This is a genomic window from Geobacillus stearothermophilus ATCC 12980, assembly GCF_030369615.1.
GTDB lineage: Bacteria > Bacillota > Bacilli > Bacillales > Anoxybacillaceae > Geobacillus > Geobacillus stearothermophilus.
In genome coordinates, this window is sequence record NZ_CP128494.1 from 1,368,436 (window position 1) to 1,387,495 (window position 19,060).

Sequence of the window (19,060 nt, forward strand, 5' to 3'; positions counted from 1 at the left end):
AGGCCGGTTTTTCTCCTTCCAAACGGTGCGTTTTGCGGTTCAAGACAGGCGTTGGTTGGCGGCGAAACGCACGGCTTCAGGCGCGCCGTTTCGTGAACGGGAGATGGATATGGTAGAGTGGGAGTGCAGAATCCCAATCTTCGTTCTCAACCACGACGCCATAAGGAGGTGGGGACGCGAAGCAAGAGAAACCGTTTCTGTATCGCATTGGCATTGACCTCATCATCGCCTCGTTCGTCGTTTGGGTGGCGGTGCCGATCGCGCCGTTTCTGCCGTTTTCAGCCGCTGTCAAGGCAACGATTGTCGCCACGGTCATTGCGGCGGCGGAAGTCATGTTTTGGCTTGGGGTGCTGCTGGCTGGAAAAGAAGCAGCGAGGAAGCTGAAAGCGTATTGGAATCCGAAGCATTGGCGCATAAATCGGCAACGGTTGGATCAAACCAATGATGTTAAGCAAAAAGAGGAACGGTTGGAAGAAAGCCAATAAAGAGATGAGGTGGTGGCATGAGACGGAGAGCTGTTTCGTTTCTCATCGTTGTTGCCGCTCTGTCCGGAGCGCTTTGGCTTGGCGGCCTGGCATTGGCGGTGCAAGACCAGTTTTTTTCGGTCGCCAAGCCGCCGACGAAAGAACAACGGCCGCCGACGGCTGAAACAAGGCAACATGACGAGAAAATGGATATTGTTGCTCTTGGCGATTCGTTGACGAGAGGAACGGGCGATGAAAGCGGAAAAGGGTATGTCGGCTATATGGTCGATGAGCTTCGCCGGAAAACGGACAAACCGATCCGTGTGACGAACTTGGCCATCCGCGGCCTTCGCTCTGACGGACTGCTTCGCCAGCTTGGCCAGCCTGAGATTCAGCGGCAAGTCGCCATGGCGGATCTTATTGTGATGACCATCGGCGGCAACGACTTGTTTCAAGGCGGGGAAGCGTTGAAACTGGATCGAAAGCAGCTGAATGAGGCGAAACGGCGATATGTAGCCAACCTAGACCGCATTTTCGCCGCGCTGCGCCGCTTCAACAGCGAAGCGGTCATTTTTGCGATCGGTTTGTACAACCCGTTTGGCGATTTAGACGATGCCAAACGGACGTCGGCGGTTGTGCGCGATTGGAATTTTGCATCAGCGGAAGTGGCGGCCCGCTATCCGAACATCGTCGCGGTGCCGACGTTTGATTTGTTTGCCCTCCATGTCAACGACTATTTGTACAGCGACCATTTTCATCCAAACGCGGCAGGCTACAAGCGGATTGGAGAGCGCGTCGCCTCGCTCATCACGTTGACGGAGGAGGGTGAGCAATGACCAAACAGGTGACGTTAGCGGTCAAAGAGCTGCGGAAAACGATTCGCGGCAAGGAAATTATTAAAGGCATTTCGTTTGAGTTGCATGAGGGGGAAGTATTCGGTTTTTTAGGGCCGAACGGCGCGGGAAAAACGACAACGATCCGCATGCTCGTCGGGCTCATTCGGCCGACGTCGGGGACGGTGGCGATTTGCGGGTATGATCTTCACCGCCAGTTTACCGACGCGATCCGCCAGATCGGCTGCATCGTCGAAAACCCAGAAATGTATCCGTATTTAACAGGATGGGAAAACCTTGAACATTTCGCCCGCATGATACCGGGAATTGGTGCAGATCGGATCATGGAAGTGGCGAAGCTCGTCGGCCTTGAACAGCGCATCCATGACCGAGTGGGCACGTATTCGCTCGGCATGCGGCAGCGGCTCGGCATCGCTCAGGCGCTGCTTGGAAAGCCGAAGGTGCTCATTTTGGACGAGCCGACCAACGGCCTTGACCCGGCCGGCATTCGCGAAATGCGCGCCTTCATCCGCTTTTTGGCGGAAACGGAAGGGTTGAGCGTCCTTGTTTCATCGCATTTGTTAAGTGAAATTCAATTAATGTGCGACCGCGTCGCCATTATGGCGAAAGGACGGCTCTTGGCCGTGGACACGGTTGAGCGGCTGTTAAACCAACAGGCGCGCGTCGTCTGGAAAGCCGCTCCAACGGATCGGGCGCGGGCGCTGTTAGCGGCGGAAACCGAGGTGTTGCGCGCCGATGAAGAGACGATCGTCACGCCATATGAGCCGTCGAGACTAGCCGCTTGGAACGCCAAGCTTGTCCAAGCCGGCGTCTCGGTTTCGGAAATTGAACCGCGGCTGCCGACGCTCGAGGACTTGTTTATCGAGCTGACAGGGGGCGAAACGATTGAGTAAGCTCGTGTATAATGAAATGTTGAAAATCGTCCGCAAAAAGCGGCTATGGGTGATCGCCGCCATCATTGTGGTGCTCGTCGCCTTGTTTACATACGCCCAATACCGCGAGACGGAAGAGTTGAGAAAACGGCTTGGCACGACCGACTGGCGGACGCAGCTGCAGCAGCAAATCGTCGATTTGCAAAACCGCTTGCAGTCGCCGAGCATGTCTGAGGAATGGCAGAAATACTTGCAAATCCGCCTCAAGCAGCAGCAGTACTACTTAGAGCACAACATTAATCCGTCCGCCCCTGGAGCGCCGACGTTTATGCGCACGTTTATCGAAAACGCCATCGACTTGTTTTTGCCGCTTTTAGTGATGGTGGTTGCGGCCGATTTAGTGTCGTCCGAGGCAAGCGCTGGAACGATCAAGCTGCTTCTCGTTCGGCCGGTGAAGCGGTGGAAAATTTTGTTGAGCAAATATATCGCGTTGCTCCTGTCGGTGTCGCTCATTATGCTGATGGCGGCGGTGCTGTCGTATGCCATCTCCGGACTCGTGTTTGGATATGGCGGCTTCCGTCTGCCGCTATTGACCGGATTTGTCCAGCAAGGAGAGGATCTCAATACAGCGAATGTCCACATGATTCCGCAATGGAAATACATTTTGATCGAGCTCGGGCTGGCAGCGTTTGTGAGCGTTGTCGTCGGCACACTGACGTTTATGTTTTCCGTGCTGCTTAGGAGCACGGCGGCGGTGATGGGCATCATGCTGGCAGCATTGATTTCTGGCGCGATTTTGTCGAACATGGTGTCGTCGTGGCATTCGGCAAAATATTTGTTTATGGTCAATTTGCGGCTGACGGATTACATAAAAGGAGCGGCTCCGCCGATTGAGGGGATGACGCTTGGCTTTTCGATGGCCGTGCTGGCTGTCTGGGGGCTTGCAGGGCTTCTTGTCGCTTTTTTTGTCTTTATGCGGCGAGATGTCTATTGAAAACGGCAGAGCGGCGAAAACCTGAGGGGGTGTTCCCTCGGGTTTTTTAGTGAAAGGGGATGAAATGCCTATCTATTCGGCTGCTTGTCGTGAACGCCGGCGAGTCCAAGCGCGTGATGGCCCCGCAGCAACTGTATAGATGCAATTTAAAGCTTTAACATTTTTCGTCTTTGCCGGTCATTGCATCCGACTGTCGAGTGACCGAACAACGCTGCTTAAAGACCCATGAATGGGTCTGTGAAGCGAGTCGTTGTTCGGTCTTCCGTCACGCTAAGGCGTGACGGAGGCAAGCCACACGCTTGCCTTCGACAGTCGAAAATGGGCAAACCACTTTTCTGTCAAGGATATGTTAAACTTCTTTGTTGCATCTATATGCTCCACGGCCGGCCATTGCTGTTCATCGCAACGGATGAGAAGCACGATCCCATTCGGTATGGAAGAGATCGGCGCATCTTCGCGGTCGGCGAGCAAATACAGCTTGTTCATGTCGACTGAGCCGCGGTAGCTGTCCCAAATGCTGTACATGTAGATGGCCACATAAAACATGAGCCATCGTTCGTCAAGAACGGCTTTTGCCTTTTCAAAATCGCCAAGCAGCGAGTATAATATACCTGTATTGATATGGGCTTTTGTGTTGATAAACAGCTCCCAGAGGATTAACATAAAGGCCGTGGCGTAGCGTTGCTGCATCAAATTGCCGAAACCCGGAAACGAAAAGGAAAAAAAGGCGACGACAAGCGGATGACGCAAATGGAAATGGGTGGTTGTCAATTGCGACAAATGCGCCCGTTTGCGCCGCGCCGGCGGAATGAGTTTCACAAAGCGCCCCCTTTCCTTTACACGGTTGCTGTGTTTTTAGTAGTAGAAAAAAAGGAGCGGCAGCTATGCAGGTCGTTTCAGAAAAAAGATCAATTTTCATCCGTTATGGCGAAAAAAAGATAAAAAAACTATTGACTTTCCTTTGAGGTTCATATAGAATATGAATTGTCGCAAGGTAAACCAGCATATGTCGGGAAGTAGCTCAGCTTGGTAGAGCACACGGTTCGGGTCCGTGAGGTCGCAGGTTCAAATCCTGTCTTCCCGACCATTATAGACATGGGGCCTTAGCTCAGCTGGGAGAGCGCCTGCCCCGCACGCAGGAGGTCATCGGTTCGAATCCGATAGGCTCCATTTTCATACGGAGGAATACCCAAGTCTGGCTGAAGGGGGCGGTTTCGAAAACCGCTAGGGGTGTCACAGCCCGCGGGGGTTCGAATCCCTCTTCCTCCATTTCTAATATCCATCCTGTCAAATTGTAAATCATGAACCCCTTGATACGACTGCGTTGGCAGTCGTTTTTTCATTTTTTCGGAATCCTTTTGACTTTTCTTCAAATCTTTTAACATGTTCAGCGTCTTATCATCAATCGTAATCGTTCGTTTCGAATCGAAAACACCGTCTCGATGGCATCTTTTTTTTTGAATTTATGTATATACTATGTATATACGAAATGAAAGGAGAGAGGTATAGTGGAATTAAACAAACAGAAAGGAGTGTCAATCATGACAATAACAGTTCAAAAATGGGGAAACAGCCTTGCGGTTCGTATCCCAAGCGTGATTGCTGAACGTTTAGCGCTTCATCAAGGATCAGAAGTGGAGGTGATCGTTGAGAACCAAGCGATCAAGTTGATCCCGAAAAAGAAAAAGCCGACATTGGAGGAACTTTTGGCTAAAATCACGCCGGAAAATCGCCATGCTGAAATTGATTTTGGAACAGAAGGGAATGAATTGTTCTGATGCAAGCGCCGGATCGTGGGGATCTTGTTTACGTCAATTTCAATCCACAAGCAGGGCATGAGCAGGCAGGAAAAAGGCCCGGCATCGTTCTATCACCAAAGCGGTTCAATCAATTGACAGGGTTTGCGGTGCTTTGCCCGATCACCCAGCAACAAAAAGGATATCCATTTGAAGTGGAATTGCCATCAGGCTTGGCCGTTGAAGGCGTGATTTTAACCGATCAGGTCAAAAGTTTAGATTGGCGCGCCCGACAGCTTCAAATAGTAGGACGGGCGCCCAATGAAGTTGTTTCGGATTGCTTGGATCTGATTCATACTTTTCTTTCGTGAAAGGCCATTTATATTGGCCTTTTGTTCACTTTTAGCATACTTTTTGCGTACATTTTTGCCCTTCACGCTCCTTGAGGCGGGAGACTTCCTTCGGATGTTTTGTTAAAAAGGCAGAATCGAGCAACGAAAAGAAGGCGGATCGTCCCGCTTTTTTGCATGGATTGACACACTGGAGATTATTTTGCACAAATGCTGTTTTTCAGCCGCCACAACCGCGGCGAGGAAACGGAGCTAAACGTGACCGCCCGCGAAAAACTCCGCCTTCTTCTTTATGCCGGCGAGCCGGTGAACGAACCGGTCGTCGCCTACGGGCCGTTCGTCATGAACACGCCGGAACAAATCCGCGAGGCGATTCGCGATTACCAGGAAGGGCGGTTTGGGCGATAATGGAAGGGAAAGAGCCGATTCGTTGTATGGCTCTTTCTTTTTTGTTATCATGTTCACAAAAAGAAGCCGTTGGGTTGTTCAAGGAGGACATAGTCATGAACCAAGTCATCGAAACGATTCTCCAGCACCGTTCGATCCGCCGGTTTGAAGACAGGCCGCTCACGGATGAACAAATCCGCACGATCGTCGAATGCGCCCAGGCGGCATCCACTTCAAGCTATGTTCAAGCGTACTCGATCATCGGGGTGAAAGATCCGGAGAAAAAACGGAAGCTCGCCGAGTTGGCGGGAAATCAATCCTATGTCGAGCATAACGGCCATTTCTTTGTCTTTTGCGCTGATTTTCACCGCCATGAGCTCATTGGCGAGCTAGAAGGAAAAGACGTGCTTCCATCGCTTGAGAGTACGGAAAAGTTTATGGTTGCGCTGATTGACACGGCGCTTGCGGCGCAAAACGCCGCCATTGCCGCGGAGTCGATGGGGCTTGGCATCTGCTACATTGGCGGGCTGCGCAACAACTTGCCGGAAGTATGTGCGCTGCTAAATGTGCCGAAGCGGGTCATTCCGCTGTTTGGGCTTGCCGTCGGCTATCCTGCACAAACGCCGGATCAAAAGCCGCGGTTGCCGTTTGAACACGTTTATCATGAGGACGAATACAACCAAGACCGCGCCCGATTCCTCGAACAATTGCAACGCTACAACGAAACGGTTTCGGCGTATTATGAGCAGCGGACAAACGGCCGCCGCCGCGACACATGGACCGGGCAGATGGCCGATATGCTCAGCCGCCAAGTCCGGATGTACATGAAGGAGTTTGTGGAAGGGAAAGGGTTCAATTTACGGTAGCCTCGCTGCAGGCGGGAGCCCCCAGCTCCCATTCCCGAAGTCCAAGAGGTTCGTAAGAAAGGAGAGAACGAGAGTGGACAAAATCCGGCAACTGGCGCAATGGATCAAAGAGGCGAATACAATCGCCGTCCTGACCGGGGCCGGGATGAGCACGGAGTCTGGCATTCCTGATTTTCGCAGCGAAAACGGCCTTTACGCCCAAGAGGACCATGTCGAATATTATTTGTCAGAGCATTATTACAAAAAAGATCCGATTGATTTTTGGCGTCGATTCAAGCGGATGTTTTCATTAAAAATGATGGGCGGCTTTGCCCCGAATGACGGGCATCGGTTTCTCTGCTGGCTTGAGGAGATGGGCAAGACGGTGACGATTTTGACGCAAAATATTGACGGGCTGCATACGAAAGCAGGAAGCACGAATGTCATTGAGCTGCACGGCACGCTGCAGACGGCGACATGCCCGTCATGCGGCAACAAGTATGATCTGTCGTTTATCAACCGTCACGAGGTGCCGCGCTGTGAAAAGTGCCAGACGATTGTCAAACCGGATGTCGTTTTGTTTGGCGGGCTCGTGCCGCGCATGGAAGAAGCGTTTGCTGCGGCGGCCGCCAGCGACTTGCTTCTGGCGATGGGAACAAGTTTGGAAGTGGCGCCCGCGAATCAAATCCCGTTTTATGTCGCCGCCGAATCGCCGGCAACAAGGAAAGTATTGATCAACAAAACAGCGACAAGAATGGACGGGATGTTTGACCTTGTCATTTATGGCGGAATCGGGGAAACGGTCGCTAGCGTGCGCAAGCAAATACAGGCGGAATAGATCGATAGATTCCATGACACGAAAGAAATGCCGATCGTCGCATCGATGGCGGCGGTCGGGCTGCTTGGCGTCTTGATGGAGCGGCTCGTGTTTTATCCGCTTCGCGACGCATCGCCGCTCCATGACAAAATTGCGGCGATTGGCATTTTGTTGTTTTTGGAGGCATTCGCCCAGTTCGTCTGGGGGCGGACTATCAGACGATGCCGACTCCGTATGGCGATGTCGTCACGTTGTTCGGATTCACATTGACCATTCAACGCATCCTCATCATCGCATCCGCTGTCATCATCATGATCTTGTTTACCTCTTCTTGAAAAAGACGTTCATCGGGTCTTCCATCATCGCGATGGCGCAAAACCGCGAAGGGGCGAATTTGGGCGGCATTAACACGAATAAAGTCGCCATGCTGACGTTTTTCCTTTCCGGCAGTTTGGCAGCGCTCGCCGCGTCGCTCGCTTCGCCGATCAACCTTGTGTTTCCCGGCATGGGGCATCTCGTCATCTTGAAAGCGTTTGGCATCATCATTCTCGGCGGCATGGGAAGCATTCCCGCGCCATTGTCGGCGGCTATATTTTGGGATTCAGCGAAAGCTTGGGAGCGACGTATGTGTCGAACGACTACAAAGACATTATCGCTTTTGCCATCCTCGTCATCATTTTAACGGTCAAACCGAACGGACTGTTTGCCAAGGAGGGACATTGATGGCTGTATTCGCCAACCGGCGCTTATGGATCGCCGTTCTTGCGGCGCCGGCTGACATCGTTCGCATTATGACGTTTTTTGATTCGTTAATGATAGAATTGCCGCCTGGAAGCACTGTTTCGGGTTGATCAATTCTTATTGTGTACTTATTATCATAAAAAACTATGTTCTAAATAATCAAATAAACAAATAGAAAAATTTTCAATAATGAAATAAAATAAAACTGCCCTGCCACATGATGAATCTAATCACAGGAGAGGAGAGACCGACCATGCGGGAAATGGCCCTCGGCCTTGCCGCCTCGTTCTTTTTTGCCGTTACGTTCATATTGAACCGGTCTATGGAACTAGCTGGCGGGAGTTGGACATGGAGCTCGTCACTTCGTTTTTTCTTTATGGTTCCGCTGTTGTTTGTCATTCTTCTTGCCCGCCGCAATCTCGGTCCGGTTTGGCGCGACATGAAGCGCCATCCATGGACATGGATCGTCTGGGAGACGGTCGGTTTCGGCTGTTTCGAAGGCCCAGCCTTCGTATCGGGTGGAGGGAGAGCGGTGAAAACGAGCATCTATATAGATGCAACGAAGAAGTTTAACATATCCTTGACGGAAAAGCGGTTTGTCCATTTTCGACTGTCGAAGGCAAGCCTATGGCTTGCCCCGTCACGCCAAGGCGTGACGGAAGACCGAACAACCACCTGCTTCACAGATCCATATATGGGTCTGTGAAGCGGCGTTGTTCGGTCGCCTGACAGTCGATAAAAGCTGCAAATGGTAAATCTTCAAATTGCATCTATATACGCGCTGCTGGCCTGCCATGCGGCTGTGATTTATCTCTGGATTAGCGACTGGGACGTGCTTATGACGCCCGTGGGTCTTGTCGTATGGGGCGGAGGGGTTGCTGTCAGCCTCACCATCCTTCACTTTCGCCCCCGTATTCATCCCAGTTTGCCGCCTGCTTCCTTCAGATTCTGCGTCGCCGCAGACACCCTTGCGTTAAGCTAACTGCTACTTCTGCCTTCGCAGTTCGGGACTTTCACCCTATAGACTGCACCCGTGCCGGGCGCACACGATGACGGCGGCGTCGATGCTTGCCGCCGTCTGTTCATTGATCATCGAATGGGCGGTGCGCTCGATGCCGTAGGAACACTTGGTTAGTCGTTGCGGCCGTCAGCGGCCCGGAAGGCTTCTGGAGCGATCCGGCGGCCAACCGCATACATGATCGGTGCGCCGATCGCCATGACAACAAACTCGCCAATGGCCGTCGTCAGCCATGTGAGCCAAAACGGAAAGCCGAGCGCGAGCTTTAGTTCAAAGGCGATGATGGCCATGGTCACGGTAAACGACAACGTATTGATCGCCATACGCGCCCAAATGTTCTCGACATAACGCATAGAAACAATCGTGATGAGAAGCGCCAGCACCGACTGGCCGACGCCGAATACAAGATCATACGCGACAATCGGCGAGAAAAACAAATTGGCCAAAAAGACGCCGAGCACGATGCCCACGGCGTATGTTCGGCGGAATACGACTAGGTGGTTTAACATTTCTGAGACGCGAAACTGAATGTTCGTAAAGCCAAACGGCTGGATGAACGCCGTCACGGCGATATACACGGCGGCGATCAAACCGTTTGTCGCCATCGTTCGAACGTTCATGGTATTCTCTCCTCTCGTGCATGATGATATGATTGTAGCATACCACTCTCGTGAACGAAAGGAGCGGGATCCATGGCTGCAAAGAAACAAGCAGCAGACCGATACGGTTCCGTCTGGGAGGTCGCAATTACGGCGCTTCGCCTCGGCTTGACGTCATTTGGCGGACCGGTCGCATAGGTTGTAATAAAGAATTTCCGACCTCCATGTCCCGTCTTTACTTTATCACCTAACAAGCTGGCACGGTGACAAGAAGAGCGAACAATGCCATGTAAAACAAAATTGCAACTTATATAGATCGATCAACAGCAGCGCCAGCCAAGAGAAACGCTATGAGAAAATGGATGGTCACAATAGCAGGCGGGAGGTCAAACCAGACAACAAGGGGCCGAGTGCGATCTGCGCCGCAAGCAATCCAGCCGCCGCCGACCATCGTGGCGAGCACGATGGCGTCGATCGTCAACCTCGTTAGGACTGGCCAAGTTGGTTTAGTTTTCCGTGATCCGCTCATACTAACAACAGCATGATCGACTTGAAAGGAAGTGGATCAAAGTGAAACAGGCATGGCGCATTTATATGAGCGATTTGAAACATCTCACGACCAACTGGGCCGCATCCATATTGGCTCTCGGTCTGATCGTTCTTCCATCGCTTTACGCTTGGATCAATGTAGAGGCTTCGATTGACCCTTATGCCCATACAGAGGATTTACCGGTCGGCGTCGTGAACGAAGACCGAGGGGCGGAGCTCGCCGGTCACCGGTTTCACGCCGGCGATGAGATCGTCAAGACCTTAAAAAACAACCACCAGTTGGGATGGCGATTTGTCACGCGGAAAAAAGGAATGGAAGGCGTTCGGAGGGGAGACTACTTTGCGACGATCGTCATTCCGGCTGATTTCTCGGCTAAATTAGCCACTGTAGTGCAGAAACGTCCGAAAAGGGCGGTTATTTACTATTATGAAAACGACAAACGGAACGCCATCGCTCCCAAAATCACGGAGCGCGGAGCAAGTACATTGTCAGCGCGAGTCAGCGATGAGTTTGTGAGGGTGGTCAATACCGCATTGTTTTCCTTGTTCCACCAAGCGGGAGTGACGCTCGAACAGCAGCTTCCTACCATTCGCCGCGTTGAAGCGTTCGTGTTTCGTTTGGAAAACGAATTGCCAACGATTCAACGACAATTGAAAGCCCTAGATCGCGATGTGGGAGAGGCAAGATCACTAGTTCGTACAGGCCGCGAGCTTCTGCCGGCTGCCAAAACAACGGTGCGGCGCGGTTTAGAATGGACAGGCCGCGTTGAGAAGTTGTTCATGCAAGTCAATGCTTCATCGCACTTATGGGAAAAGCCGGTGGAAATGGCGGTTCATGCGCTCTATTCCTTTGCAGAGCAGACGCCACAGTCCCTCGATACACCGGAAAAGCAAGCGCGTTGGGCGGCTCTCATCCAACAGGCGGCAACAGACGCGAGCCCATTGGTTCAGCAATTGCGCCGAACGTTGAGAACATGGGAGGGGACGATTGATTCCTCTTCGCTTCAACCTGTGCAACGCACAGTCAGCCGTATCGAGCAGACGCTAGCGTCTATTCAAGAAACAGCGGCGCTAGTGAAACAACATCCAACAGGCGTCGAAGGGAAGATCACTCACCTGCGTGAACAAATGGCCTTATTGGACGCACAGGCGCAGCAACTTGATCAAGCATATCGCCAACGGCTGCTACCTATGCTGCGGGCAAAATGGAATCAAACAGGGGAACAGGTGCGCCAAGCGAAACAAACGCTTCTTCGCATGGATCAAGCGTTACATGAGGCAGAGCAATGGTTGTCAAACACAGATCGTGATTTAGCGGCCGCGCAACAAGCGCTAAAGACCGCACAGGCTCAATATCCATTTCTCTCCCGCCAGGTCCGCGAGCTGGCCGCCTTCCTATCGAAAATCAAAAGAGAAACCGACATCGACGAACTGATTCGCTTGTTGAAACAAGATCCACAGGCGAAAGGGGCGTTTTTTGCTCACCCGGTTGACGTCAAAACGTTCCGCCTTTTCCCGCTGCCGAACTATGGTTCGGGCATGAATCCATTTTACACGGTGCTGGCCATATGGGTAGGATGTTTGTTGCTTGTTTCCGTCTTGTCGACCGATCCTTCTTCGTTTTCGGAAGCGAATGAGCGGGAACAATATGTCGGACGGCTGTTGACCTTTTGGACGCTGAATGCTTTGCAGGCGATGGTCGTGACAGCTGGAGCGGCTTTCATCTTGCCGAATATTTTCGTCCGTGAGCCGGGATGGTTCATGACGTTCGGCCTTTTGTGCAGCTTTGTCTTTATGGCGGTGGTTTTTTCGCTTGTTTCCTTGTTCGGCAATGTGGGAAAAGCGATGGCGATTGTGTTGCTCGTCTTGCAAATTGCCGGAGCGGGAGGCACGTATCCGATTGAGCTGATTCCTCCGTTCTTTCAGCAATTAAACCCTTGGCTGCCGTTTACCTACGCCATTGACATCATGCGCGAGGCAGTCGGCGGGATCGTATGGGAAAATGTTGAGCATGACGTCAAGCGGCTTCTCTTGTTTGCCGTTGCCGCCCTTTTGGCTGGGCTTGTGTTGAAAGGCCCGTTAAGCACGTGGATGCGCGTGCTGAAGGAAAAAGCTGTTCAAAGTGGTTTGTTTCATTGAAAATTGTCTGTTCTCTTTATGGAAGCATCTGTTACAATAGGGACGAGAGCGTTGCTTCATTCTCAATTGCCCCGTAGGATAGACGTCTCCCAAGCATTGTTCACTGCTGCTTTTGCGCGATGGGAGAGCGCTCGATGGCGGGGAAAAGGGGAGAGAATCATGTCGATCCGTCGACTGCTTGGTTTTGCGCTCATTTTTTTGGCGATTTCGATGTTTATCGAGCAAATGTGGTGGGTCGGGGGAATTTGCCTCTTGATTGGAATTGGAATGACGGCGAAGTGGAGGAAAAGAAGCATATATGGTAACGATCGAGAGCGATAAGCTCAGACAGCACGATGAGCAGTTGATGACAAAAGCAGAACAGTTTATCATAGCAAGCTATCGGGAGCTTGGAAAAAGTGAGCAAGAAATAAAGCGGCGGGTGAATGAAATCCGTTGGGAAGTGGAACAAACCGGAACATACCGCCATACGTACGAAGAGTTAAGCTATGGGGCTAAGATGGCTTGGCGCCACAGCAACCGCTGCATCGGCCGCTTGTTTTGGCAATCGCTCCATGTCATCGATGCGCGAGAAGCGGTCACCGAGGAAGAGGTGTTTTCGTATCTATTCCATCATATTGAGGTTGCAACCAATGGCGGGAAAATCCGACCGACGATCACGATCTTCCGTCCCAATGGGGAAGTGCGCATTTGGAATCATCAACTGATTCGTTATGCCGGTTATGAAACCGAAGAAGGGATTATCGGCGACTCATCCTCCCTCACGTTCACCCGCGCCTGTGAACAGCTTGGGTGGAAGGGGGAGAAAACGCCTTTTGACGTGTTGCCCTTGGTGATCCAGGTAGGCGGCCAGAAGCCTGTTTGGACGCCGATCCCTAAAGAATTGGTGCTTGAGGTGCCCATTGAACATCCGGAGTTTCCGTGGTTTCGCGATCTGCAGTTAAAATGGTACGCGGTCCCGATTATTTCAGATATGTGTCTAGAAATTGGCGGTATTCGCTATATGGCAGCACCGTTTAACGGGTGGTACATGGGTACGGAGATTGGAGCCCGCAATTTTGCCGATGATTATCGCTACAACATGCTTCCGAAAGTGGCCTCTTGCATGGGGCTTGACACCAACTCCAACGCATCATTATGGAAAGACAAGGCGTTGGTCGAATTGAATATCGCTGTTTTGTATTCCTACAAAAAGGCGGGCGTCAGCATCGTTGACCATCATACCGCCGCGCGCCAATTTCAGTTGTTTGAACAGCAAGAGAAAGCAGCCGGCCGCCATGTCACCGGCGATTGGACATGGCTGATTCCGCCTCTTTCTCCGGCAACAACGCACATTTTTCATCGGTCGTATGACAACACGATGATGCTGCCCAACTTTTTCTATCAGGACCGTCCATACGAACCACAAAGGGGAGAGGAACAATGACCGTCATCATCCGCATGCGCGATGTGTCATGGGCAAGAGGAGAGCGCATGATTTTGCGCGATATAAACTGGGAAGTAAAAGAAGGCGAGCAATGGGCGATTCTTAGACTAAACGGCTCCGGGAAAACATCGCTTCTCAATATCGTCACCGGCTATCAGTACCCGACGAGCGGGGATGTTGAAGTATTGGGCTATCGGTTTGGACAGGCGAGTCTGCCGGAGTTGCGCCGGCACATCGGGTTTGTCAGCAGCGCGCTCCTTGATCAATTTCACGACACGCTGCAAACGGAAACAGTTGAAGATGTCATCATCAGCGGCAAGTTTGCAACGATTGGCCTGTATGATGCAGTAACTAGCGAGGATCCGGGATCAAGCGGAGGCATTGATGGAATCGTTCCGCCTGCAAGCGGTAAAAGGGAAGCGATACGCGACGCTGTCGCAAGGAGAAAAGCGAAAAACATTGATCGCCCGAGCGTTGATGGCGAATCCGAAGCTGCTGATCTTGGACGAGCCGACCGTTGGCCTAGACTTATTGGCGCGTGAAGAAGTGCTTTCCTTGATCGAACAGGTCGTGTCCCGTCCGTGCCATGTATTATACGTCACCCACTATATTGAAGAGATTGTGGGATCGATCACCCATGTGCTGCTCTTGCAAGACGGGCGCATTGCCGCCGCTGGGCGAAAAGAGGATGTGCTGACCGATGAGCGGCTTTCAGCGGCGTTTCGCCTCCATATGCGCGTTCATTGGGAGAACGGGCGGCCGTGGGCGTCTGTGCGCCGCTGAGCCGGCCGATTCCTCCACCGCTAGGAGGTTGGTGATTTAGTACAAAATAATGGTAGCTCCACCTGTTTCTCAATTTTCAACCCGCATAGCGCCATCAACGCATAGAGGATGTCCGCCAAGCAGCGTGACATCCTCTTTTGTGGCTCGACGTTTCAAAACGCCCGGTCAACGGGCGGAAAATCGATATCGTCCGCTTGTTGGCGGCCGTCAGCGGGCGTGATTTCAATGACCGGCGGCCGTCCGTTTTCAAAGCCGCGGGCGATATCGCGAATCGGACTCATTTCATCGGGAACGCCGATTCCCGGGGTATAGCGCGGCAGGTTGGAAGCGGCGCTGCGTTCTTCCCAAGGTTCTCTCATGAACCAACACCTCCATATTCTCAGTATGGCCATTGATGGATGCCGTACAAATGGAAATCAAATCCTTTCCCGCCAATTTCTTTTGTGGAGCCCTGTCATCTGTTGTAGGCATACTATGGATGACAATATGGGCAACAGGAGGGAAGGAACTCAATGCAATTTGGGAAAGATGCGATCGAAGCGATTTGGCGCCGCCAGTGCGGAGCGTGGGAGTGGAGCGATGTGGCATGTGTCCAATCATTTTTGGTGGAATGTTTACAACATAACCTTGATCCGCAAGACGGGCTCAATTGGATCATTGAGCACCGCACCCAGCTTTCTGACGCCGATGCAGTGGTGGACGCGGCACTCCGTTGGGTGAATGAACATACGTCCACTGGCTCCCCGGTGTCAGGAATCGGGGCGGAACAACAAGAGTGAGGCGGCGAACAGGAAAGGGCGGAACAAAGGATGGTATGGGTCATCAAAACAAAACACGAAAATGACCAAGGGGAGACGGTCGGGCTGGAGCTCGAGAGCGAAGATGGGTGGCTTGACGCCAACGTTCGCTGGGACGGATGCATGGAAATTCACTTGTACTTGGTGACGGAGGAAGGCCGCGAACTGAGCGATACGCTCCATACGTGCGATTTGCAGGGGCTGATCGAGCGGTTGCAGTCATTGGATTCCGTGTGTCGATCGTTCTTTTTCTAAATTTCAAGACAGGGGAGATGATGAAGGCCGAACCACCAGTAGCGCCGCTGACCTTATCGATGGATAAACGAGGAGCCAAAACTGCGGCTCCTCTTTTTTCCTTAACAGCATGGTGTTGAAACAGCCCCCTTTCCAAATGGGGAAAAGGGGTGGCTGGTCGGGGAACGGTGCGATCAAACGTCAAAGCGCCCCTGCTTGATTCCGGATGGGTTCTGCGAGCAACTGATCCACGTCGTCGATCAACTCGTCAACATGGTCATACGGCGCATCCAGCTGCAGCATTTTCCGCAAGATCCGACGAGCGTTTGGCGATAAATCGAGCTCTTCTTCCCAGCTTTTTTCCTCGTCACTTGTCGGTTCATAGGCAGAATACAATAAAAACAAGGTGAAGTGTCCAAGGGCATAGAAATCGCTTCGTGGATGCGGTTCGCGCCGCAGCCGTTTCTCAAGCGGGTCGTCATCGCGGAAATCCACCGGTTCGCCGATGCGGCAGGCCAAGCCGAAATCGATGATCGCCGCCGTTCCATCGCGCCAAATGATGTTCGAGATGCGCAAATCGCGGTGGACGATGCCGAAAGCATGGACGTGCCGGACGACCTCAAGCACCTTCTTTAACAATCGAAACGCCTCTTGTTCCGTGTACTTGGCTTCCAGCTTGAAAATCTGGTCTTCCACCGTTTCTCCGTCGATATACTCCATCACGAGATGCGGCTGTCCGCGCTCCACAAACCGATCATACAGCCTCGGAATTTGCGGGTGGCGCAGGTGGGCGAGCACGTCAGCTTCGCGTTGAAGCAAGCGGCGGCCGTCTTCGCCTTTTGTCCGCCGCGCTTGTTTGATGACGACAAGACGGCCTGTCAGGTGATCGCGCCCTTTGTAGGCGATGCCGTAGCTTCCCATCCCAAGCTCTTCGATGATTTCATAGCGGCCCAAAAGCACCTTCCCGCCCCGATGCGGCCGATCAACCCAGCGGGAAACGAACGGATGGCGTTCAAAAAACCGTTTCATCAGCTGCCGAAAAAGCTTGAGAAGAAGCTGCCGCTATGATGTTTCTTTTTGTAGTGATGATGCCCGTACTGGGACGGGTAGTGGTGCGAATGATACGTCGGGTTGTAATAATGGTGGTCGCTGCTGCTGTAATGTTTATGGTAGTGCGACGGATGATGGGGATGGCCGAAAAGGGATTTTAGCCATTTTTTCAACATCGTGATCGCTCCTTTGTGATAGATTTATCTATATATACGAGGCAATGAGAGGGAGGTTTCAGATTCAAAGATGAAAAAGAAACCGCCAGGGGCATTAGCCCCTAGCGCGGTGCGGCAACCTCATTCCTTTTTTTCGTTCAACGCCTGCTTGAGCAGCTCCCCTAAACTCGTGCCAAACGATTCGTTGGCCGGGCTGTATTTTTTCAGCAGCGCCCGTTCGCTGCCTTTGGCGGCAATGCGTTTGGTCTCGTCCGCTTTTTCGACAATATTGCACGGGCGGCATTGGAAATAAAGTCCTGCTTTTCCTTCATGCATTTCCATACGCCGGTGGCATTGCGGGCAACGGCGGTTCGACAGTTTCGGATCGCGCCGACGGCGGTAGCGGCATTGTAAGTTCGAGCAGACAAGCATCCGTCCGTCTTTCGTTTTCCGCTCTTTTAAAAGCGCGCCGCATTCTGGACACGTCAGATTCGTGAGGTTTGGCGCTTTGTATACCTGCTCGCTTTGCTTAATTTCGGCAACGAGCTGCTGCGTTTGCCGGCGGATGTTGGCCAAAAATTGTTGTGGATTTCCTTTCCCGCGGGCGATCGCCTCCAGCTCCCGCTCCCAGCGGGCGGTCAATTCCGGCGATTTCAGCTCTTCATTGACGAGCTCAATCAGCTGTTTCCCTTTTTTCGTCGGATAAAACCGTCCGTCTTTTCGCTCGACCACTTCGGTTTCAACCAGCCGTTCGATGATGTCCGCTCTTGTCGCCGGCGTGCCGAGCCCGTATTTCTCCATTTGCGCGAGCAAGTCAGCTTCCGAATAACGGGCAGGCGGTTCCGTGAACGATTGTTCCAGCTCAAGTTGCACTGATGGGAGCGTCTGGCCTTCCGCGAGATGCAGCAACGTTGGTTGGGCCTTGTTGTCTTCTTTGCTGAGAACGGCTTGAAATCCGGCGTTGACAACCGCCGTCTCCTTGGCGACAAACGTTTCGCCGCCGATGTCAAAGACGGCTGTCGTCGTTTCGGATTCATGCGGCGGGTAGAAAAGCGCCAAAAAACGGCGGGCGATGAGATCATACAGCTTGCGCTCATCAGTGGACAGCCTGCTAAGGTCGAGCCGCTCATCCGTTGGAACGATGGCGTGATGATCGGTCACTTTGTCATCGTTAAATACCCGCTTGGCTGCTTTGGCTTTGCCTTTGGCGAGAAGCGGAGCGATGACGTCCTCATAACCGGATTTCATCGCCAACAACCGCTCGGTCATCGTCGCTTCCATATCGCTTGGCAAATAACGCGAATCGGTGCGCGGGTACGTGACAAGCTTGTGTTGTTCGTACAGTCGCTGCAACACCGAGAGCGTCTTTTTCGCCGAAAAGCCAAACCGCTTGTTTGCGTCCCGCTGCAGTTCGGTCAAGTCATACGGCAACGGGGCGGACTCGCTTTTTCGTTTCCGTTTGATCGATGTGACGCGCGCCGGCTGGCCTTTGAGACGAGTCATCAGCCGGTTGGCCTCGTCTTGGTCAAACAGACGATGTCCGCCATGCCGCTCCCATACGGCTGTGATGGACCCGATCTTGGCCCGAATTGTCCAATATGGCACGGGAACGAACGATTGGATCTCGCGTTCGCGCTCGATGATCATCGCAAGCGTCGGCGTCTGCACCCGCCCGGCTGAGAGCGGATCGTTGTATTTGGTCGTCAAGGCGCGCGAGACGTTTAACCCAATCAGCCAGTCGGCTTCCGCGCGGCAGACGGCCGATTGATACAGGCGTTCAAACTGCACCCCGGGCTTGAGTTGGCGGAAGCCGTCGCGGATGGCGCGGTCGGTTTGCGACGAAATCCATAGCCGCCAAATCGGCTTCGTCCAACCGATCATCTCTAAAATCCAGCGCGCCACCAGTTCCCCTTCGCGGCCCGCGTCGGTCGCGATGATGACATCTTTCACATCCGGTCGTTTCGCCAACCGTTCAATAGCGCGAAACTGGTGGCTTGTTTGCCGAATGACTTTCAAGCCCATTTTCTTTGGGATGATCGGCAAGTCCTCCATCCGCCATGTTTCGTATTTTCGGTCGTAGTCTTCCGGCATCTTCAGCTCCACTAAATGGCCGAGCGCCCAGGTGACAATGTGCTGCTTTCCTTCAAAATAATGTTTATGTGCTTGCTTGCAACCGAGCACGCGGGCGATGTCGCGGGCGACGCTCGGCTTTTCCGCTAACACGAGCGATTTCATCGATAAACCCCTTTC

The 19,060-nt window shown here is 52.6% G+C and carries 20 protein-coding genes, 3 tRNA genes and 3 pseudogenes; 20 read left to right on the top strand and 6 right to left on the bottom strand.

The genetic code is table 11. The features are described 5' to 3' along the window. Positions 1–251 precede the first annotated feature (251 nt). From QSJ10_RS07345 to QSJ10_RS07360, 4 genes are read left to right on the top strand one after another with little or no spacing between them, the layout of a single operon-like run. Positions 252–485, top strand: coding sequence for a transporter suffix domain-containing protein (locus tag QSJ10_RS07345; RefSeq protein WP_231107629.1), 234 nt, complete (start codon positions 252–254; stop codon positions 483–485). A 17-nt stretch (positions 486–502) separates the two neighbouring features. Further along, entirely contained in the window at positions 503–1,300 is a 798-nt protein-coding gene (locus QSJ10_RS07350; RefSeq protein WP_053532805.1) for an SGNH/GDSL hydrolase family protein, read from the top strand. Beyond that, positions 1,297–2,211 (top strand): ABC transporter ATP-binding protein, encoded by a 915-nt coding sequence (locus tag QSJ10_RS07355; protein ID WP_053532806.1) that lies wholly within the window; start codon positions 1,297–1,299, stop codon positions 2,209–2,211. Before QSJ10_RS07350 ends, QSJ10_RS07355 begins: the two co-directional genes overlap by 4 nt. After that, a complete protein-coding gene (locus tag QSJ10_RS07360; protein ID WP_033016739.1) occupies positions 2,204–3,184 on the top strand; it encodes an ABC transporter permease in 981 nt (326 codons plus the stop codon). Before QSJ10_RS07355 ends, QSJ10_RS07360 begins: the two co-directional genes overlap by 8 nt. Positions 3,185–3,454: 270 nt before the next feature. Here the strand turns inward: QSJ10_RS07360 and QSJ10_RS07365 are convergent, their stop codons facing one another. Further along, positions 3,455–4,003, bottom strand: a complete 549-nt coding sequence (locus tag QSJ10_RS07365) for a hypothetical protein (protein ID WP_230581392.1) — start codon at positions 4,001–4,003, stop codon at positions 3,455–3,457. A gap of 191 nt (positions 4,004–4,194) precedes the next feature. Here QSJ10_RS07365 and QSJ10_RS07370 point away from each other — a divergent pair. From QSJ10_RS07370 to QSJ10_RS15635, 11 genes and pseudogenes are all read left to right on the top strand, one after another. Continuing rightward, positions 4,195–4,271 (top strand) — tRNA-Pro (locus QSJ10_RS07370). Positions 4,272–4,281: 10 nt separating this feature from the next. Then, positions 4,282–4,354, top strand: a tRNA-Ala gene (locus QSJ10_RS07375). Between the two features lie 9 nt (positions 4,355–4,363). Continuing rightward, positions 4,364–4,453 (top strand) — tRNA-Ser (locus QSJ10_RS07380). Positions 4,454–4,692: 239 nt separating this feature from the next. Continuing rightward, on the top strand, positions 4,693–4,962 hold the full coding sequence (locus tag QSJ10_RS07385) for an AbrB/MazE/SpoVT family DNA-binding domain-containing protein (RefSeq protein WP_023634676.1): 270 nt from the start codon (positions 4,693–4,695) through the stop codon (positions 4,960–4,962). Next, the gene (locus QSJ10_RS07390; RefSeq protein WP_033016743.1) at positions 4,962–5,291 is read left to right on the top strand and encodes a type II toxin-antitoxin system PemK/MazF family toxin; all 330 of its coding nucleotides are present in this window, start codon (positions 4,962–4,964) and stop codon (positions 5,289–5,291) included. The genes QSJ10_RS07385 and QSJ10_RS07390 overlap by 1 nt, the downstream gene beginning before the upstream one ends. Before the next feature lie 186 nt (positions 5,292–5,477). Beyond that, positions 5,478–5,678: pseudogene (locus QSJ10_RS07395) on the top strand (pirin-like C-terminal cupin domain-containing protein); the annotation flags it as partial. 95 nt (positions 5,679–5,773) lie between these two features. Further along, positions 5,774–6,523: an oxygen-insensitive NADPH nitroreductase gene (gene nfsA, locus QSJ10_RS07400; protein WP_033016745.1), complete on the top strand. Its 750-nt coding sequence runs from the start codon at positions 5,774–5,776 to the stop codon at positions 6,521–6,523. Between the two features lie 73 nt (positions 6,524–6,596). After that, positions 6,597–7,340, top strand: coding sequence for an NAD-dependent protein deacylase (locus QSJ10_RS07405; protein WP_033016746.1), 744 nt, complete (start codon positions 6,597–6,599; stop codon positions 7,338–7,340). Positions 7,341–7,367: 27 nt separating this feature from the next. Beyond that, positions 7,368–8,042, top strand: a pseudogene (locus tag QSJ10_RS07410) (branched-chain amino acid ABC transporter permease); the annotation flags it as partial. Beyond that, positions 8,042–8,170: a hypothetical protein gene (locus QSJ10_RS07415; RefSeq protein WP_259463347.1), complete on the top strand. Its 129-nt coding sequence runs from the start codon at positions 8,042–8,044 to the stop codon at positions 8,168–8,170. The pseudogene QSJ10_RS07410 and the gene QSJ10_RS07415, both read left to right, overlap by 1 nt. A gap of 143 nt (positions 8,171–8,313) precedes the next feature. Next, positions 8,314–8,766, top strand: a complete 453-nt coding sequence (locus tag QSJ10_RS15635) for a multidrug resistance efflux transporter family protein (protein WP_053532807.1) — start codon at positions 8,314–8,316, stop codon at positions 8,764–8,766. A 425-nt stretch (positions 8,767–9,191) separates the two neighbouring features. On the opposite strand, the gene QSJ10_RS07425 is transcribed toward QSJ10_RS15635, so the two are convergent. After that, the gene (locus QSJ10_RS07425; protein WP_033014176.1) at positions 9,192–9,698 is read right to left on the bottom strand and encodes a QueT transporter family protein; all 507 of its coding nucleotides are present in this window, start codon (positions 9,696–9,698) and stop codon (positions 9,192–9,194) included. A 549-nt stretch (positions 9,699–10,247) separates the two neighbouring features. On the opposite strand from QSJ10_RS07425, the gene QSJ10_RS07430 reads away from it, so the two are divergent. The 3 genes and pseudogenes from QSJ10_RS07430 to QSJ10_RS07440 all read left to right on the top strand — a co-directional run bounded on the left by QSJ10_RS07430 (position 10,248) and on the right by QSJ10_RS07440 (position 14,574). Beyond that, entirely contained in the window at positions 10,248–12,365 is a 2,118-nt protein-coding gene (locus QSJ10_RS07430) for a YhgE/Pip domain-containing protein (protein ID WP_049625462.1), read from the top strand. A gap of 298 nt (positions 12,366–12,663) precedes the next feature. Next, positions 12,664–13,791, top strand: coding sequence for a nitric oxide synthase oxygenase (locus QSJ10_RS07435; RefSeq protein WP_080997640.1), 1,128 nt, complete (start codon positions 12,664–12,666; stop codon positions 13,789–13,791). Further along, positions 13,788–14,574 (top strand): annotated as a pseudogene (locus tag QSJ10_RS07440) (ABC transporter ATP-binding protein). Before QSJ10_RS07435 ends, QSJ10_RS07440 begins: the two are co-directional and overlap by 4 nt. Before the next feature lie 152 nt (positions 14,575–14,726). Here the strand turns inward: QSJ10_RS07440 and QSJ10_RS07445 are convergent. Then, entirely contained in the window at positions 14,727–14,933 is a 207-nt protein-coding gene (locus QSJ10_RS07445) for a hypothetical protein (protein WP_033014172.1), read from the bottom strand. A 153-nt stretch (positions 14,934–15,086) separates the two neighbouring features. Between QSJ10_RS07445 and QSJ10_RS07450 the strand changes: the two genes are divergently transcribed. Next, positions 15,087–15,353 carry a hypothetical protein gene (locus tag QSJ10_RS07450; protein WP_033014171.1) on the top strand — a complete coding sequence of 89 codons (267 nt, stop codon included), beginning with the start codon at positions 15,087–15,089 and terminating at the stop codon, positions 15,351–15,353. Positions 15,354–15,383: 30 nt separating this feature from the next. Beyond that, positions 15,384–15,626, top strand: a complete 243-nt coding sequence (locus QSJ10_RS07455; protein ID WP_049626149.1) for a hypothetical protein — start codon at positions 15,384–15,386, stop codon at positions 15,624–15,626. Positions 15,627–15,806: 180 nt separating this feature from the next. Here the strand turns inward: QSJ10_RS07455 and QSJ10_RS07460 are convergent, their stop codons facing one another. The 3 genes from QSJ10_RS07460 to QSJ10_RS07470 form a co-directional block, all read right to left on the bottom strand. After that, the gene (locus QSJ10_RS07460; RefSeq protein ID WP_033014158.1) at positions 15,807–16,634 is read right to left on the bottom strand and encodes a serine/threonine protein kinase; all 828 of its coding nucleotides are present in this window, start codon (positions 16,632–16,634) and stop codon (positions 15,807–15,809) included. Then, entirely contained in the window at positions 16,634–16,831 is a 198-nt protein-coding gene (locus QSJ10_RS07465) for a hypothetical protein (protein ID WP_053532404.1), read from the bottom strand. Before QSJ10_RS07465 ends, QSJ10_RS07460 begins: the two co-directional genes overlap by 1 nt. Before the next feature lie 120 nt (positions 16,832–16,951). Continuing rightward, positions 16,952–19,045 (bottom strand): DNA topoisomerase III, encoded by a 2,094-nt coding sequence (locus QSJ10_RS07470; protein ID WP_033014155.1) that lies wholly within the window; start codon positions 19,043–19,045, stop codon positions 16,952–16,954. Positions 19,046–19,060 lie beyond the last annotated feature (15 nt).